The sequence below is a fragment of the Nonomuraea sp. NPDC049378 genome (genome assembly GCF_055586745.1).
In genome coordinates this window covers 105,047-121,742 of the sequence record NZ_JBVJHP010000001.1, presented here as the reverse complement: position 1 = coordinate 121,742, position 16,696 = coordinate 105,047, and the positions used below count along the sequence as shown (strand labels likewise).

Here is a 16,696-nt window from a genome sequence, read left to right as displayed (position 1 = left end):
GGAAGCCGGGGGGGAAAAAGGGGTGGAAGGAGGGTAGTACAAAAGGGGCTTGTCGAAACCCAAAAAACAGGGTCCAGAAGGTGGCCGAGTCCCCCCCCGGGCCGCGAGCGGAGCGTCCGATCCGCTCGCGGCCCTTTCGTGTTTCCGTGCGATCGCAGTTATCAAGCGTTATCACAGTTTCTCGCGCTTTCTTGTCGCGCCTAACATATAGAGGCGAATGTCCGTTATTTCGTGCCATGTCGACTTGTCTTGAGTAGGGTTGCGTGGAGTGCCCGTATCGAGCTGATGAGTCGATATTGACTTTTTTTCACTGGTTCTTTCCCGGTGCTGGGACTTCGGGCGCGGCGTGGCGTTGTTGCGCAGGTCGCGGCAACTGTAAGCATCGTACCGATCTCGTTGGCTTGCCCGGCCGACAGTCGCGGCCACGGGTCGCATTCCGAAAGGAACGGTACATGTTCACACTTATTCCCCGAACCGAGAAAACAGCTATGTCCGCCCGGTCCAGAATGGGACATTCGCTGCGGCGTATGACGAAATCGACAGTGCACGGCACCTTGACCATGGCCCTGGTCGTCACCATGGCCCCGGCGGCGCTCGCGAAGGACGACGACGACCGCCTCCGCAAGTTCCGTCACCGCGACCACCACGGACGGTGCAGCCCGCACACGTTCTTCAGGGTCAAGCGCCTCTCGCCGCGCAACTTCTTCGTGCCGCGCACCCGCTTCATCGACGGCCCCGGCGGCTCGATGACGGTGTCCGTCACGCGCGAGCACGAGGTGCTCGCCTTCCTCGAGACCGAGCGGGAGAGGAGGATCGACGTCACCTCCACACGTACCCCCGAGGACCCCTCGCGCTTCCACGTCACCGAGGTGGTCAGAGCCCTGCGCAAGATGGGGCTTCCTCACCTGGAGGAGCGGCACATGGTCTTCACCGGGCACGAATACACCCGGGAGATCACCAAGGGCAAGTACGGCAACATGTGGTACCGCGTCTTCGGCTACCGCGTCGGCTGGTCGGCCTGGCGGGTGCTCGGCACGTGCCGCCACGTCGAGGTCGGCACCGGCATCGCGAACGTCCCCTCCCGGGTGGAGGGCTGGCGTTACTGGGAGACCAAGCATCCGAAGTTCAAGAACCGCCTGCTGTCCTGGAAGTGACGAGGCCGAGCCCGTGACCCCGGACGCGGCACCGGGACCTCGGCACGGTGGGCCGGGGACTCGATGCCAAGTTCGCGGAGGTGGCGGGCTGCCTCGCAGCCCTGGAGCCGTGGCCTTTCGTGGTCAGCTCACCCGGATGTTCTGGAACTGGGCCGTGCCGTCGAAGACGTTGAGCCCGAAGTGGCCGCCCGCGTACTGGTCGTCCTGCGCGTCGATGACGGGCTCGGCACGATCGTCCAGATAGACCTTGATGTTCTGCCCCCGCGTCACGACCTTCAGGTGGTAGGTCTGACCCGCCTTGATGGGCGCCCTGTACGTGGCGATGTCGCGGCCGGGCCGCCACAACTTCACCACGCCCGCCTTGCTGTCGACGTTGGCCGTGTAGTGCCTCCCCGCCCGCGGGTCGGCCCGGAACGTGAGCGCCGCCGCGGTGCCGTCGACCAGCCGCACGTCGCCCTCGTAGGTGAAGTCCGACCCGGTGTGGTCGCTGAGGTAGAACGCGTCGCCGCCGGCCGAGCCCTGCTTGCCGGCCGCCACGTCGGTCCACGAGCCGCTGACCACCCGCCACTGGCCGGGCAGGTTGTGCTCCAGCGTCGGCTCGCCCATGCCCCACGCGGGGGCGAGCTCGTGGATGCGGAGCGAGACGAGCCTGACACCGCCGCCCTCGACGTGCAGCGCCACGCCCCTGCTGTCGGCGCGCGGATCGAAGGCCACGTTCCTGGTGATCGAGGCCAGGCCGTCGTTGCCGAACACCTCCAGCTGCCCCCGGTCCACCAGGAGCCGCATCGTGACCCGGCCGCGGGAGGGTTCCAGGGGAGCGCCCATGAGCGTGCGGGCCGCCGTGTCGTAGAGGACCTCGCTCCCGGCGTCGCCGCCTGGCCGTACGTCCAGCTTGAACCCGAACCGCTTGGCGGTGGCGCCTCTCACGTCGAACTCGGCCTCCACCTCGTACGTGTCGAGGGACTGGTCCCGCAGCAGCTTCGCGGCCGACGCCGGGGTGAGCCCGCGGCCGTGCCACGAGGAGGTCCGGTAACGCAGCTTCTCCAGCTCCTTGATGGGCTGCCGGGTGACGCGGACGCCGTCGCCGGTCGTGCGCAGGCCGAGCACGGCGGGGAAGCTGGCGTTGCCCGTCCAGGTCGCGCCCTGGTTGCCGCCCATCCAGGCCATCTGCACCACCCTGTCGTCGGGCATGTCGTTGAAGACCTGCCCGGCGTAGAAGGAGCCGCCGGCGTGGTTGGTGCCGTGGTCCATGCGCTGCGGCCTGTCCCAGCCGGTGGTGAAGGCCGTGCCGTCGAAGTCGCCGACGACGTACTCGCCGCTCGCGTCGGTGAGCACCCACTTCGTCCTGCGCCTGTCCCCGTCGACGGGGAGGGCGAAGAAGTCGGGGCACTCGAACAGCCAGTCGGCCGCGTACCTGCTCTGGAACGTCCAGTCGAGCAGGTCGGGGGAGGAGTAGATGTTGACGCCGTTGCCGCCCGCGTCGGACCAGACCAGCATCACCCACCGCTTGGTGGCGGCGTGCCACAACACCTTGGGGTCGCGGCTGGTGCCGGGCATGGTCACGACCTTGCGCCCGTTGTCGTACGCCTTGAAGGTGCGGCCCGCGTCGGTGCTGTAGAAGACCGAGACGCCGTTGGTGCCGGAGAAGACGACGAGCGGGTCCTCGGCTCCCTCGCGCAGGCCGGAGGTGTTGGCCGCGTCGACGACTCCTGCCCCTGACCACAGGTCGCCGGGGTGCACGCCGGGTTCGAGGGCGATCGGCTTCTGGGTCCAGTGGACCAGGTCGGTGCTGGTGGCGTGGCCCCAGTGCATGGTGTCCCAGCCGAGACCGTGCGGGTTGTGCTGGTAGAAGAAGTGGTAGGTGCCCTTGTAGTGGAGGAGCCCGTTCGGATCGTTCATCCAGCCGCCCTGCGAGCTGAAGTGGAACTGGCCCCGGTACGGCTCGGTGTACGTGGTCGGCTGGTAGGGGAACTCGGGGTGCTCGGGGGCGTGGGCGGCGGCCGGAGCCGCGGCGACGACCATGCCGGTGAGCGCGATGAGGGACGTTAAGCCGCGGGCGAGCCGTCTCATGACATCAGGGCCTTCCATCTCGGGGAGTGCGAGTGTCAACGTTGACATATGTCAACGTTGACATCGGCTTGCAGAGCATCATCGGCCCTGCTTCCAGAAACGTCAATGCCTCGTCCGCGTAACAGGACCGGCGTGCCGCGCGGGCCCGGCGGCAAAGGGGAGGAAGGTTCGCGAAGCGGCCGGTACACTGGCCGCATGTCTACGCCCCGGATCTCTTAGCCAGGACACCCGCTTCCGCGTCACCCGTGTGTCCTTGAGCTTATCCGGAGCGTCATCCCATGATCACCTTCCGTGGTGTCGACGTGCGCGTCGGCGCCCGCCTCCTGCTGTCGGGCGTCACCGCCCACGTCGCCCCCGGCGACCGCGTCGGCCTGGTCGGCCGCAACGGCGCCGGCAAGACCACCCTCATGAAGATCCTCGCCGGCCAGGCGCAGCCCGCGGCCGGCTCCGTCACCCGCTCGGGCCCGGTCGTCCACCTCCCGCAGGACCCCGCCGCCGCCGATCCGGACACCTCCGTCCTCGGCCGCATCCTCTCGGTCCGCGGGCTCGACCAGGCCGTACGCGCCCTGCGGTCCGCCGAGAGCGCTCTCGCAGACGCCGCGGACGAGCGGGCGATGGCCCGCTACGCCCGTGCGGAGGCCGAGTTCCAGGCCCGCGGCGGCTACGCGGCGGAGGCCGAGGCCGCCAGGGTCGCCGCCGGGCTCGGCCTGCCCGACCAGGCCCTCGCCCGGCCGGTCGGCACCCTGTCCGGCGGGCAGCGCCGCCGGGTCGAGCTGGCCCGCGCCCTCTTCGCCGAGCAGGGCGTCCTGCTGCTCGACGAGCCGACCAACCACCTGGACGGCGACTCCATCGCCTGGCTGCGCTCCTTCCTGGCCGGCTACCCGGGCGGCCTGGTCATGATCAGCCATGACACCGGGCTGCTGGCCGACGTCGCCAACCGGATCTGGCACGTGGACGGCGACCGGGCCGCGCTCGACGTGCACAACACCGGCTGGCACACCTACCTGGCCGACCGCGAGGCCGACGACCGGCGCAGGGCCCGGCTGCGGGCCGCCGCCGAGCGCAAGGCCGCCGCGCTGCACGCCCAGGCCGGGCGCATGCGCGCCAGGTCGGCCACCGCCGTGCGCGCCAGGGACATGGCCCGCCGCGCCGACCGCATGCTCGCCCAGACGCAGCCCGCACGGCGGGACGAGAAGGTGGCGCGCATCCGGCTGCCCGAGCCCGCGCCCTGCGGCCGGATGCCGCTCGGCGCGATCAGCCTGACCAAGTCCTACGGCACGGTGCCGGTGTTGCCGGGGATCGACCTGGCCATCGACCGGGGGAGCAGGCTCGTGGTGCTGGGGCTCAACGGCGCCGGCAAGACGACGCTGCTGAAGCTGCTGGCCGGGCACGAACGTCCCAGCGCCGGCCGGGTCGTGCCCGGCCACGGGCTCAGGCTCGGCTACTTCGCCCAGGAGCACGACACCCTGGACCCGGCGCACACCGTCGGGCAACATCTGGCCGGCGTCGCCCCGCACCTCACCGGCGGCGAGGCCAGGACGGTGCTCGGGTCGTTCCTGTTCGGCGGCGACGACGTCGACAAACCGGTCGGAGTGTTGTCGGGCGGGGAGAAGACCCGGCTGGCGCTGGCCGGGCTGGTCAGCTCGCGGGCCAACGTGCTGCTGCTCGACGAGCCGACCAACAACCTCGACCCGGCGTCCAAGGCGGAGGTGCTGGCGGCGGTCGGGGCGTACCGGGGGGCCGTGGTGATGGTCACGCACGACCCCGAGGCCGTCGAGGCGCTGCGGCCCGACCGGGTGCTGCTCCTGCCCGACGGGGCCGAGGACCTGTGGAACCCCGGGTACGCCGACCTGATCGCGCTCCGGTAGGGCGCGGCCGTCCAGGCGCGCCACGAAAAGACCAACCGGACGCCAATGGCCAGGTGCAGGGTGTGCCGATGGCGACGCCGACGGGCCGGGGGTGAGGATGGGGGAGTTCCTGCGGGTCTTTCCGCCGGTGCTGCTCGTGGTCGTCTTCGCGGTCTCGTCGCTGGCGAAGGTCTCCGGCGCGGAGGCGTTCCGCGGCTTCGCCGCCTCCGTACGCGCGTTGCGGCTGCTCCCGGACCGGTGGGCGGGCACAGTGACGGGCACAGTGGCGGGCACAGTGGCGGGCACAGCGGCGGGCACAGTGGCCGGTGCGGAGCTCGTCACGGCGGTCCTGCTGCTCACCCCGTGGCGCGCGGCCGGGCTGGCCCTCGCGGCGGCGGTGCTGGCCGTGTTCGCCGGGGTCGCCCTGGTGACGCGGCGGCGAGGGCTCGCCGTGCCCTGCGACTGCTTCGGGGCGGGGCCGGCGAGAATGCTCGGCGGCTCGTCGTGGAGCGCCGCGCCCGGCGGGCTGCCGCTCGGGAACCCGCACATCGTCCGCAACACGGTTCTGGCGGCGGTGGCGCTGTCCGGGCTGTTCGGGGGCGCGGACGCGAGTGCCGGAGCGGTGGGGGGAGGGCTCGCCGGTGCGGCGGCCCTGATCTGCGCCGTGGCCGCGCTGCGGTTCGAGGACATCGCCGTGCTGTTCGCTCCGGCGGAGCCCATCCGGGCGGCCGACGCCCGCCCGCCGGTGATGTTGCCGGTGGGCGGCGCGCCGGGTGACTTCGTGGCGGCCGACGTCGACGGCGCGAAGATGTCCAGGCAGGACCTCGGCGCCGGGCTGGTGGGCTTCTTCTCCGCGACCGGTCCCGCGTGCGCCGAGCGGCTGCCCCGGTTCATCGAGCTGGCCGCGCGGCACGACAACGTGATCGCCGTCGTCGTCGGCGAGCCCGGCGAGACCGCGGAGCCGGCCGGCGCCCTGCGGCCCGTCGCCCGCGTCTTCACCGAGCGCCGCGGGGAGAGCCTGTCCACGGCGTTCGGCGTGTACGGCTACCCGGCGACCTGCCGGCTCGACGGCACGGGCACGGTGCTCGCGCACGACGTGGAGCTCGCGTGAGCGAGGACGCCTCCGGGGATCCACCGCCGCGGCGGTGTGCCTTCACCGGCGGACGGTGAGGGACGTCCCCGTCAGTTCCATACCGCCGTGCCGGCGTTGTGGACCCGGGTCAGCGTGGCCAGGAGACCGCCGGGCGGGTCGCAGAACTGGAAACGTTTGTCCAGCCCGGTCACCTTGAGCAGCCGGGCCAGGCGGGACTGGACCCCGCTCAGCACGAGGCGGCCGCCCGCGGCCTCGGCGGTGTTGGCGGCCGAGATCAGCGCGCCCAGCCCCGAGGAGTCGCAGAAGGTGACCTCACGCAGGTCGGCGATGATGAAGGGCGGCGTGCGGCGTGACATCGCCTGCAGCAGGCCACGGCGGAACTCGGGCGCCGAGGTCATGTCGAGGTCGCCCGTCACCGTCAGGACGGCGGCTCCATCGCGCTGGGTGACGACGCAGGTGAACCCGGTCCGGTCTTCGCTCCCCATGCCGCTCCTCCGCTCCCAGCATCCGCGACGTCCCCGCCCGGGACGTGCGGCGATCGGGGTCGCCTCCATGATTGCACAGTGCAACGGAGCCGGGAAGTCATGGGCATGGCGCCATGATCGGCGTACAACCCTCCCTAAGCCTCAGAAGGGGCAGACGCCCAGGTGGCGGGCGCCCGACCTCTGTTGGCGGCGCCGCCGCGGGCTGCGCTAGCGTATGGCCCGGAGTGCCGCGGGTGAGGTCGGCGCGTCAGCCCGGGCGACTCGACGGAGGCTCCACATGAGTGACAGCGGCGGTGGGGCGGGCGGCCCCTGCGGCCGGGAGGCGGGATGACGCCGCGCCGGCCGGCGGTGCCGGGGCGCGGCCGGCATCCGGCCGTGGTGATCGCCACCGGCTTCGGGCTGGCGGTGCTGGTCGGCACGTTGCTGCTGGCCACCCCTGCGGCCACCGCCGGCGGCGAGCCCTCGCACTGGCTGACCGCGCTGTTCACGGCCACCTCCGCGGTCTGCGTGACCGGCCTGGTCGTGGTGGACACGCCCACGCACTGGTCGGTGTTCGGCGAGGTGGTCATCGCGCTGCTCATCCAGGTCGGCGGGCTGGGCATCATGACGCTCGCCACGCTGATCATGGTCATCGTCTCCGGCAGGGTGGGGTTGCGCGCCCGCCTGAGCGCGCAGCTGGAGACGAAGTCCGTGGTGGCCGCCGACCTGCGCCAGGTGCTGCGCAAGGTGGTGCTGTTCAGCCTGGTGTGCGAGGCGGCCGTGGCCGCCGTGCTCACCGTCCGCTTCGTCGTCGGGTACGGCGAGCCGCCGGGCAGGGCGGCCTACCTGGGCGTCTTCCACGCGGTGTCGGCGTTCAACAACGCCGGTTTCGCGCTGTGGCCGGACAACCTGATGCGGTTCGTGGCCGATCCGTGGATCTGCCTGACCGTCGCCGTGGCCGTCATCGTCGGCGGGCTGGGCTACCCGGTCGTCTTCGACCTGCTGCGCCACTGGCGGCGCCCCAGCCGCTGGTCACTGCTGACCCGGGTCACCGTCGGGCTCAGCGCCCTGCTGATCGCGGCGGGCACGATCGCGTTCCTCGCGGCCGAGTGGCGCAACCCCGGCACGATGGGCCCGCTGGACGACTCCGCCAAGCTGCTGTCGGCCTTCTTCGCCGCGGTCATGCCGCGCTCCGGCGGGTTCAACACCCTCGACATCGGCCAGATGAACCCGTCGTCGTGGCTGGTCACCGACGTGCTGATGTTCATCGGCGGCGGCAGCGCGGGCACGGCGGGCGGCATCAAGGTCACCACGTTCGGCTTCCTGCTGTTCATGGTCTGGGCCGAGCTGCGCGGCGAGACCCAGGTCAACATCGGACACCGCCGGCTGCCCGCCGCCACCCAGCGCCAGGCGCTGTCCATCAGCCTGCTGGGCGTCTTCCTGGTCATGGTCTCGACCTTGCTCATGCTCACGATCACCTCCCACGGCCTGGACCGGGTGCTGTTCGAGGTGATCTCGGCGTTCGCGACCAACGGGATGTCCACCGGCATCACCGCGAGCACCCCGCTGGCCGGGCACGTGCTGCTCAGCCTGCTGATGTTCGTCGGCCGCATCGGGCCCTTGACGCTGGGCTCGGCGCTCGCGCTGAAACAGCGCACCCGCCGCTACGAACTTCCGGAGGAACCCGTGATCGTCGGTTGAGCCGCGGCGGGCGCCACCGGATCACTCCGGCGACGAAGGCAGGGGACGCAACGGGCCCAAGCGGTCGGCGATGCGGTTGGCCACGACGTAGATGAGGTTGACCGTCACGATCGCCGGGGCGATCACCCCCACGAAGCCGGCGAACTCCCGCTCGAACGCCACGGCCAGGATCACCGCCGTGATCCCGTTCTGCTGCGCCAGCCCGAGGTGCACACGGTCGGTGACGGGAAGCCCGTGGGTGAGCACCAGCGCCGCGAGCATCTGCGCGGCGAACGCGGCCAGGCCCAGCAGCATGCCCTTCATCAGGTTCGCCCCGCCCACCAGCAGCAGCCCCATCAGGAACGCGGACAGCGCGAACGCCGCGGTCACCGCTCGCGCCAGCCACCGCGAGTCGGGCATCCGCAGGTAGAGGCCGGCGGTGGCCACGCCCAGCATGAGGGAGCTCCAGGCCGCGGAGACGACCGCGGTGGCCGCCGCCAGGTAGCTCAGCAGCGGCGGAGCCTTCCTGATCAGCCGCCAGACCCCGTACGCCGCGGCGGCGAACAGCGCGTTGAGCCCCAGGTCGGCCAGGTAGGAGAGGGTGAGCCCGCCCTCGGCGGGCCTGGTCAGCGACACGGCGTAGAACGCGAGGATCACCGTGACGGGGTCGTCGAACGAGGACCACGCCCCGAGAATGGTCTTGGCACGTGACGACAACCGGTTGTCGGCCATCACCGCGGCGACCGACAGCGGGTCGATCTGGGCCACGGCGATCGCGAGGATCATCGCCCGCGGGTCGCCGGTGACGAGATACATCACGCCGGCGATGAAGGCCGCCTTCAGCAGCACGCCGACGGTCACCGCGAGCAGGATCAGCTTCCCGTGCTGGCGGGCCTCGGTGCGGTCGATGCCGTGCGTGCTGCCGTACAGCCCCACCGCCAGCAGCAGGCTGCTCAGCAGCAGGTAGGCGCCCGAATGCTCCAGGCCCGTGACGTCGCCGAGGTCGGCCGCCGCCCAGCCGAGCCCGACGAGGAGAAGCAGGAACGCGATCTTGACCAACGTCTCACTCCCCCTTGCGGGCCGGGCTCTCCGAAAGGGTTCATATCACTGCGCCGGGCGCGGCACCAGACGGCGGGGAATCACCCGGGCTCCTGGCTGGTGTCGGCGATCAGCGGCTCCAGGACGATCCCGGGATCTTCGCGCATGACGGACCGCATCCGCCACTGGTCGGTGAACAGCGCCAGCAGCGCCTGGTCGCGGCCGCGCTCCAGCACCTCGGCGCCCCGCCGGCCGGCCAGCAGCGGCACGGAGGCGGCCTCGGTGCGCCGGGCCAGGGTGTAGTCGAGCCGGTCGAGGCTGATCTGCGCGCCGAACTCGGCGGACAGGCGGTGCTGCACCACCTCGAACTGCATCGGCCCGACCGCCGCCAGCACCGGCGCCTGGTCGCCGCGCAGGTCGGAGCGGAGCACCTGGATGACGCCCTCGGCGTCGAGCTGGTCGATGCCGCGCCGGAACTGCTTGGCCTTGCTGGAGTCGCGGGCGCGGGCGACGGCGAAGTGCTCGGGCGCGAAGCTGGGGATCGGCGGGAAGGTCACCGCGGACCCGTCGTAGAGGGTGTCGCCGGGGCGCAGCGCGGTCGCGTTGACCAGGCCGACCACGTCGCCGGGGTACGCCTCGTCCAGCGTGGTGCGCTCCTGGCCGAACACGCTCTGCGCGTATTTGGTGGCGAACGGCCGTCCGGTGGCGGCGTGGGTGAGCACCATGCCCCGCTCGAACCGGCCCGAGCAGACGCGTACGAACGCGATCCGGTCACGGTGCGCCCGGTCCATGTTGGCCTGCACCTTGAACACCAGCCCGGAGAACGGCGCGTCCAGCGGGCGCACGGCGCCGGCGACGTCGGACCGGTCGGCGGGCGGGGGAGCCAGCTCGACCATGGCGTCCAGCAGCCGGGCCACCCCGAAGTTCGGCAGCGCCGCGCCGAACAGCACCGGGGTCGACTCGTGGGCCTCGAAGGACTTCTGGTCGTGGTCGGCGCCGATGGCCGCCAGCAGCGAGACCTCCTCGCCCGCCTGCTCCCAGTCATGCCCCAGCTCGGCGCGGGCGCGCTCGGCGGTCAGCTCGTCCTCCTGGGCCCGGGTGGCCCCGCCGGGGGTGCGGGTGTAGCGGACGGCGCGCCCGGTGGCCCGGTCGATCACGCCGTGGAAGTGGCCGGCGGCGCCGAGGGGCCAGGTGACGGGGGTGGGCCGCAACCCGGTGCGCTCCTCGATCTCGTCGAGCAGTTCCAGGGCGTCGCGGCCGGGACGGTCCCACTTGTTGACGAAGGTGATGACCGGGATGCGGCGATGGCGGCACACCTGGAACAGCTTCATGGTCTGCGGCTCCATGCCCTTGGCCGCGTCGATCAGCATCACCGCGCAGTCGACGGCGGCCAGCACCCGGTAGGTGTCCTCGGAGAAGTCGGCGTGGCCCGGGGTGTCGACGAGGTTGAACACGTGGCCCCGGTAGTCGAAGCGGAGCGCCGCGGAGGTGATCGAGATGCCGCGAGAACGTTCCAGCTCCATCCAGTCGGAGGTGACGCCGCGCCGGCCGGCCTTGCCGTGCACCGCCCCCGCCGCGGTGATGGCGGAGGCGTGCAGCGCCAGCGCCTCGGTCATCGTGGACTTGCCCGCGTCCGGATGGCTGATGACGGCGAACGTCCGGCGGCGGCGGCCTTCCTCCCTGATGTCGGTCATCGTCCTATCTTGCCGGGTGATCGCGCATGGCCGTGACGGGTGTCATGCGGGGCGGCGCCGGCTGGCGTGTCCGCGCGCCGGTAACCCGCGCTTGTGGCGATCATTCTTCCTGTGCTGAACCGGAGGTCGTTTCTCGCGATGGGGCTGGCGTCGGGCCTGCCGCCCCTGGTGCCGTCCGCCGCTTTCGGCGAGCCGTTCACCCTGGGGGTGGCCTGCGGCGACCCCCAGCCCGGCGGGTTCGTGGCATGGACCCGCCTGGCCCCGCAGCCGCTGGCCGAGGACGGGTTCGGCGGCATGCCCGCGGCGCCCGTCCCCGTGCACTGGCAGGTCACCAGCGACCCGGCGGGCAGGAACGTGGTGCGCCACGGCGTGCAGGTGGCGTACCGCGCATGGGCGCACAGCGTGCACGTCGAGGTCACCGGCCTGCAGCCGGGACGGGAATACTGGTACCGGTTCAAGGCCGGCCCCCACGTCTCGCCGGCCGGGCGGGCGCTGACCGCTCCCGTGCCGGGCTCGATGCCCAGGTCTCTGCGCGTGGCCGTCTGCTCGTGCGCCAACTACCAGCACGGGCACTTCACCGCGTACGCCAGGATGGCGCGCGAGCGCCCCGACCTGATCGTGCACCTCGGCGACTACATCTACGAGCAGGGCAGCGACCACGTGGCGCTGCCCGGCGGCAACGTCCGCGCGCACGAAGGGCCGGAGGTCGTCACCCTGGCCCAGTACCGCCGCCGGCACGCGCTCTACAAGACCGACCCCGACCTCAGGGAGGCCCACGCCGCCGCCCCGTGGGCGGCCATCCTGGACGACCACGAGGTGCTCAACAACTGGACCAACCTGATCCCGCCGCAGCGCCGGGAGGCGGCCTTCCGCGCCTACTACGAGCACATGCCCCTGCGCCCGCCCGCCCGTCCCGGCAGCACCGCCGTCCAGCTCTTCCGGCGGCTGCGCTGGGGCAGGCTCGCCACGCTGCACATGCTGGACACCCGCCAGTACCGCGACGCGCACCTGTGCGGCGCGGGCTACAGCTCGTGCCCGGCGCCGGCCGACCCCGCCCGTACGATGATCGGCCTGGACCAGGAGAACTGGCTGCTCAGGGGGTTCCGGCGCTCCCGTGCCCGGTGGGAGCTCGTCGGGCAGCAGGTCTTCTTCGGCCAGCGTGACCGCGACCCCGGCGAGGGCCGGCTGGTCCGGCAGGACGCCTGGGACGGCTACACCGGCAGCCGGCAGCGGATCACCGAGGGCTGGGTCAAGGCGGGCGTGCGCAACGTCGTCGTGCTCACCGGCGACGTGCACGCGCACTGGGCGGGCGACCTCGTCCTCGACTACGACGATCCCGGCGCGCGTCCTGTCGGGGCCGAGCTCGCGGTCACCTCCATCGCCAGCGGCGGGGACGGCCGCGACGACGATCCGGCCACGGACCCGCTGCTGGCCGCCAACCCCCACCTGAAGTTCCACCTGCGGCGCAGGGGCTACCTCATGGTCGTGGTCACGCCCGGCGCGCTCAGCGCCGACTTCATGACCGTCCCCTATGTCAGCACGCCGGGAGCCGCGGCGCTGACCGCGGCCACGTTCACGCTGTCCGACCTCGTCGACGGGTTGCGCCGCCAGGCGTGACAGGATCATGATCACAACCGGTATCATCGCAGGTCATCGCTACAATAAGAGTGATGAATCCCTTTTCCTGGGACGAGTCAGGTGCCCCCGCGGTCGTGATGACCGACGCCGGAGGCATCGTGACCGGCTGGACCGAAGCCGCGGAGAAGCTGCTCGGATACCACGCCGGCGAGGTCCTGCACCGTTCGAGCTCGATCTTCTTGGGGCCGGGCGACCGGGGCGACGGCGGGCGCTGGTCCGGTCTCGTCATGGCCCGCCACCGCGACGACGGCCCGCTCCTCCTGCACGTCCATGGCGCCCGTCTGCACGCCGCGGCGCAGCGCGAGAGCTGGCTCCTGACACTGGCAGCGGACGGCCCGCCGGTGACGGAGCCGATCCTCAGCCGCGCGCCCGTGGCCATCGGCGTCTGGGACGCCGGCCTGCGGTGCGTCTGGCTCAACGAGACGGCCCGGCGCCTGGGCGACGTCTTTCCCCACTACCGGCTCGGCAGCCGGCCCGAGAGCACACCGGGCCTCGACGGGGAGGCCATCGCGGGAGCGATGCGGAGGGTGCTCGACGACGGGACACCGGTGCTCGACCGCGAGTGCCGATGGGCGTCCGAGGACGAGTCCGCCGAGCAGACCCTGTCGACCTCGCTCTACCGCCTCGACGGGGCGGACGGGCGGCCGCTGGGCGTGTGCGCGCTGGCCATGGACACGAGCCGCAGCCGGGCCCGCGACCGGCTGGCCATGCTCGGAGAGGTCAGCATCAGGATCGGCAGCACGCTCGACGTCATGAAGACCGCGCAGGAGCTCGCCGAGCTGGCCGTGCCGGGCCTCGCCGACTACGTCACGGTCGACGTGTCAGAACACGTCCTGCCCGACGACGAGCCCCTGCGCCGGATGGACGCCACCGAGGTGAGCGTCCCCGTGTTCCACCGCGCGGGCGCGGCCTCGATCCACCGGGAGTTCCCCGAGTCCCTCTGGCGGCGGGGCGAGGTGGTCTTCGTCCCGCCGTCGTCCCCCTTCACCGCGGTCCTGTCCTCAGGCCGGTCCCACTTCGAGCCCGTGATGGACACCTCGCCCTGCACCTGGCTCGACGTCGACCCCGACCGGGCGGAGGTCATCCACGAGACGGGGATGCACAGCCTGATCATCGTCCCGCTCCAGGCCAGGGGGGACATCCTGGGCGTCGCCGTGTTCGTCCGCACCGAGAATCCCGCGCCGTTCACCGAGGACGACCTGAACCTCGCCGAGATGCTGGCCGCCCGCGCCGCGCTCAGCCTGGACAACGCCCGCCAGTACACCCGCGAGCGCACCGCCGCCCTGGCCCTGCAGCGCGACCTCCTGCCGCGCAACCTCTCGGGCGGGGGAGCCGTCGACCTGGCCTGGCGTTACCTGCCCTCCGACGTGATCGGCACCGTCGGAGGCGACTGGTACGACGTGATCCCGCTGGGCGACGGCCGGGTCGCCCTGGTGGTCGGCGACGTGACCGGCCACGGCATCAACGCCGCGGCGACGATGGGACGGCTGCGCACGGCCGTGCGCACCCTCGCGTACCAGGGGCTGCCGCCCGACGAGGTGCTCGCGTTCCTGGACACCATGGTGGTGCGCCTGGCGGAGGAGGACGCGGGCGCGGGCGACGCGCCCCTCGACACCACGGGAGCCACCTGCGTGTACGCGGTCTACGATCCCGTCACCCGGCGCTGCGCCATGGCCGGGGCCGGGCACCCGCCGCCCGCGATCGTGCACCCGTCCGGGGAGGTGCGCTTCGCCCGCCTGCCCAGCGGCACACCGGTCGGCCTGGGGCTCGGCTCCTACGAACGCGTCGAGGTCGAACTCGCCGAGGGCAGCCTGATCGCCCTCTACACCGATGGCCTGGTCGAGCGGCGCGGGGCCGACATCGACGCGGGCCTGCAGCGCCTCGGCACCGCCCTGGCCGCACCCACCCTCCCGCTGGACGACCTGTGCGCCCGGGTGATCGGCACGATGGTGGACGACACGCCCTCCGAGGACGACATCGCGCTCCTCATCGCCCGCACGCGCACCGCGCCCTCCTGACCTCGGCGCGTCCGGCGTCCGCCCAGGCGGTCACCTCGTGTCCGAGACCCGGGATCCGGCCGGGCGCGCGTTCGCGGCGGACGTCGCGGCGCTGAGACGGCGCGGTGGTGACGTCGAACTCGACGCTGCGCTTCCGCGAGCGGGACGGGGCCGGGGCGCGGCTGGTCGAGCACGGGTAGACGGTGAAGGAGGTTCGCGGGGCTCCGGACCGGCCCGGGAGGGAGTGCGCGTTCTTCGCGCAGCGACCCGAGGAACGAGCCGTGTCACGGGTCGTCCTCGTCCGCCGCCGGCGTCTCGTCGGCCACGACCCTGGCCGCTATCACGTAGTCGACGCGGACCGCGCGGTAGGTCTCTCCCTCGGAGACGTGTTCGGGCAGGCCGGTACGGCGGCTGCCGGACCCCGACTCGTGGGCCGGTTCACCAGAGAACGTGACCGCCACCGAAGGCGCCTCCTCGAACGCCACGCTGTCGGCGCGGACCGTCGCGGAGAAGACGATGTCCGCATCCGCGACAAGCCGCGCACCCGGCCGCCTGTCGGGTCGCCTGTCGGGACGCCTTTCGTGCGGTTCGCCGGCTCGCCTGTCGCGGCGCTCGTCACCCATGTCCGTCCCGCCTCCTCCGGTCGCGCTGCCGCCCTGTCCTCACTTGCGGCCGCGGCTCTGAGCCAGGTTGCGTAGCCGGCGTACGCCTGCGCGCCGCGCGGCTCTCCCCAGCTCGCGCAGGGCAGGGCCGAGCGTGGTCGGTGCCGGTTTCCGCGGCTTTCCGTCCTGTGGTTCCCCGTCCTGTGGTTCCCGGAGCCCCGGCTCTTCGTCATGCGGCGTGCGTGGCTTCTCGTCCTCGCCGGGCCGCCCGTCCGCGCCCTGGGGCTTCGCGGGTTCCGCGTTCGCCGGGGCGGTGCCCGCCGCGTTCTCGGCGGCCTGCTGAGCGGCGGCCGGGACTTCTCGCGCCGCGCCACCGGCAGCGCCCGCCCCCTGCTCCGCCGTGCCACCGGCGGTGCCCGCCACCTGCTCCGCCGTGCCCCGCAGCGTTGTGCCCGTGCTCTCGCCGACGTCGCCGACGGTTCGCCCGGCGCCTGCTCCCACATCGCCGGCCGCCTGCGCGGCGCCCGAGCCCACCTCTCCCACGGCCTGCCCGGCGCCCGCGCCCACATCGCCGACCGCGCGGCCCGCGCCTGCTCCGACGTCTCCCACGGCCTGTCCCGCGCCTGCTCCGACGTCGCTCACAGCACGTCCCGCGCCTGTGCCGACGTCGTGCACCGCCCGGCCGGCGCCGGAGCCGACGTCGCGGACGGCGGCACCGACCCCCCGGGTGATGTTCTCGATCAGCTGGGGATTGTCGTCGATCGTCTCCAGGACGTCCCTGATGATGAGGGCGACGTTGTCGAGCCGGACCTTGAGCAGCGCCTGCGCCTCGACCCCCAGAATCTCGAGGTTCACCCGGCCCAGGGCGACGTCCGCCCCTACGTGCAGATGCAGCAGGTCGAGGACGTCCGCGTCCAGCGACACGCGTGCCCGCAGATCATCGACCTCGAGCTTGATCTCGTCGACCTTGACGATCGGCACGTCGAGGTAGACGTCCGGGTCCACGGCACCGCCTGAAGAGTTCGCCTCAGACGGCGCCGGGCGGCTTGCAGCCGGCTCCGGCAGGTTCTCGGACATGTCTTCCCCTCGGGTGGCTTGTCGCAGCCCCTGGCTCACTGCCCGGTGCACCGCAAAAGGGACATATGTATGTATAAAACCGGGTAAAGCATGCCCGCCTGGGGGTTCTGGTTCTCTCCGATGACTGAGGACATAGGGCGAACGCCCAGGCCGTTCTGGCCGAATCCTCCGCACGCGTGTTGCCGGCGGTCCGCCACCTGACGCGCCTGAACTTTCCTTCGTAGCACGGTGGCCCCGGGGACGGGCCCCGGGCCACCGCAACACCCTGCCTTTCCCACCCGCACCACCAGAAAAAAAGGGCTTACGTGGCCCCCCTGAACCCCCCCCGCGCCCACACACGGG

Annotated in this window: 12 protein-coding genes; 6 read left to right on the top strand and 6 right to left on the bottom strand. The window is 72.1% G+C overall.

Annotation, left to right across the window (positions count from 1 at the left end):
* Positions 1-527: 527 nt before the first annotated feature.
* On the top strand, positions 528-1,154 hold the full coding sequence (locus tag ACZ6SA_RS00495; RefSeq protein WP_347642174.1) for a hypothetical protein: 627 nt from the start codon (positions 528-530) through the stop codon (positions 1,152-1,154).
* Between the two features lie 123 nt (positions 1,155-1,277).
* Here the strand turns inward: ACZ6SA_RS00495 and ACZ6SA_RS00490 are convergent, their stop codons facing one another.
* Positions 1,278-3,224, bottom strand: coding sequence for a glycoside hydrolase family 32 protein (locus tag ACZ6SA_RS00490; RefSeq protein ID WP_465825806.1), 1,947 nt, complete (start codon positions 3,222-3,224; stop codon positions 1,278-1,280).
* Between the two features lie 278 nt (positions 3,225-3,502).
* Between ACZ6SA_RS00490 and ACZ6SA_RS00485 the strand changes: the two genes are divergently transcribed.
* Positions 3,503-5,092, top strand: coding sequence for an ABC-F family ATP-binding cassette domain-containing protein (locus ACZ6SA_RS00485; RefSeq protein ID WP_465825805.1), 1,590 nt, complete (start codon positions 3,503-3,505; stop codon positions 5,090-5,092).
* A gap of 97 nt (positions 5,093-5,189) precedes the next feature.
* Positions 5,190-6,182 (top strand): TlpA family protein disulfide reductase, encoded by a 993-nt coding sequence (locus ACZ6SA_RS00480; RefSeq protein WP_465825803.1) that lies wholly within the window; start codon positions 5,190-5,192, stop codon positions 6,180-6,182.
* A 71-nt stretch (positions 6,183-6,253) separates the two neighbouring features.
* On the opposite strand, the gene ACZ6SA_RS00475 is transcribed toward ACZ6SA_RS00480, so the two are convergent.
* The gene (locus ACZ6SA_RS00475) at positions 6,254-6,649 is read right to left on the bottom strand and encodes an STAS domain-containing protein (RefSeq protein ID WP_465825802.1); all 396 of its coding nucleotides are present in this window, start codon (positions 6,647-6,649) and stop codon (positions 6,254-6,256) included.
* Between the two features lie 327 nt (positions 6,650-6,976).
* On the opposite strand from ACZ6SA_RS00475, the gene ACZ6SA_RS00470 reads away from it, so the two are divergent.
* Positions 6,977-8,329, top strand: coding sequence for a TrkH family potassium uptake protein (locus ACZ6SA_RS00470; protein WP_465825800.1), 1,353 nt, complete (start codon positions 6,977-6,979; stop codon positions 8,327-8,329).
* A gap of 21 nt (positions 8,330-8,350) precedes the next feature.
* Here the strand turns inward: ACZ6SA_RS00470 and ACZ6SA_RS00465 are convergent, their stop codons facing one another.
* Together ACZ6SA_RS00465 and ACZ6SA_RS00460 are read right to left on the bottom strand one after the other, a co-directional pair.
* Positions 8,351-9,367: a cation:proton antiporter gene (locus ACZ6SA_RS00465; RefSeq protein WP_465825798.1), complete on the bottom strand. Its 1,017-nt coding sequence runs from the start codon at positions 9,365-9,367 to the stop codon at positions 8,351-8,353.
* A gap of 80 nt (positions 9,368-9,447) precedes the next feature.
* Positions 9,448-11,040, bottom strand: coding sequence for a peptide chain release factor 3 (locus ACZ6SA_RS00460; RefSeq protein WP_465825796.1), 1,593 nt, complete (start codon positions 11,038-11,040; stop codon positions 9,448-9,450).
* 111 nt (positions 11,041-11,151) lie between these two features.
* On the opposite strand from ACZ6SA_RS00460, the gene ACZ6SA_RS00455 reads away from it, so the two are divergent.
* Entirely contained in the window at positions 11,152-12,657 is a 1,506-nt protein-coding gene (locus ACZ6SA_RS00455; RefSeq protein WP_465825794.1) for an alkaline phosphatase D family protein, read from the top strand.
* Positions 12,658-12,710: 53 nt separating this feature from the next.
* Positions 12,711-14,696, top strand: coding sequence for a SpoIIE family protein phosphatase (locus tag ACZ6SA_RS00450; protein ID WP_465825793.1), 1,986 nt, complete (start codon positions 12,711-12,713; stop codon positions 14,694-14,696).
* A gap of 263 nt (positions 14,697-14,959) precedes the next feature.
* On the opposite strand, the gene ACZ6SA_RS00445 is transcribed toward ACZ6SA_RS00450, so the two are convergent.
* The gene (locus ACZ6SA_RS00445) at positions 14,960-15,298 is read right to left on the bottom strand and encodes a hypothetical protein (RefSeq protein ID WP_465825791.1); all 339 of its coding nucleotides are present in this window, start codon (positions 15,296-15,298) and stop codon (positions 14,960-14,962) included.
* A 39-nt stretch (positions 15,299-15,337) separates the two neighbouring features.
* Positions 15,338-16,282 carry a hypothetical protein gene (locus ACZ6SA_RS00440; RefSeq protein WP_465825790.1) on the bottom strand — a complete coding sequence of 315 codons (945 nt, stop codon included), beginning with the start codon at positions 16,280-16,282 and terminating at the stop codon, positions 15,338-15,340.
* Between the last annotated feature and the right edge of the window lie 414 nt (positions 16,283-16,696).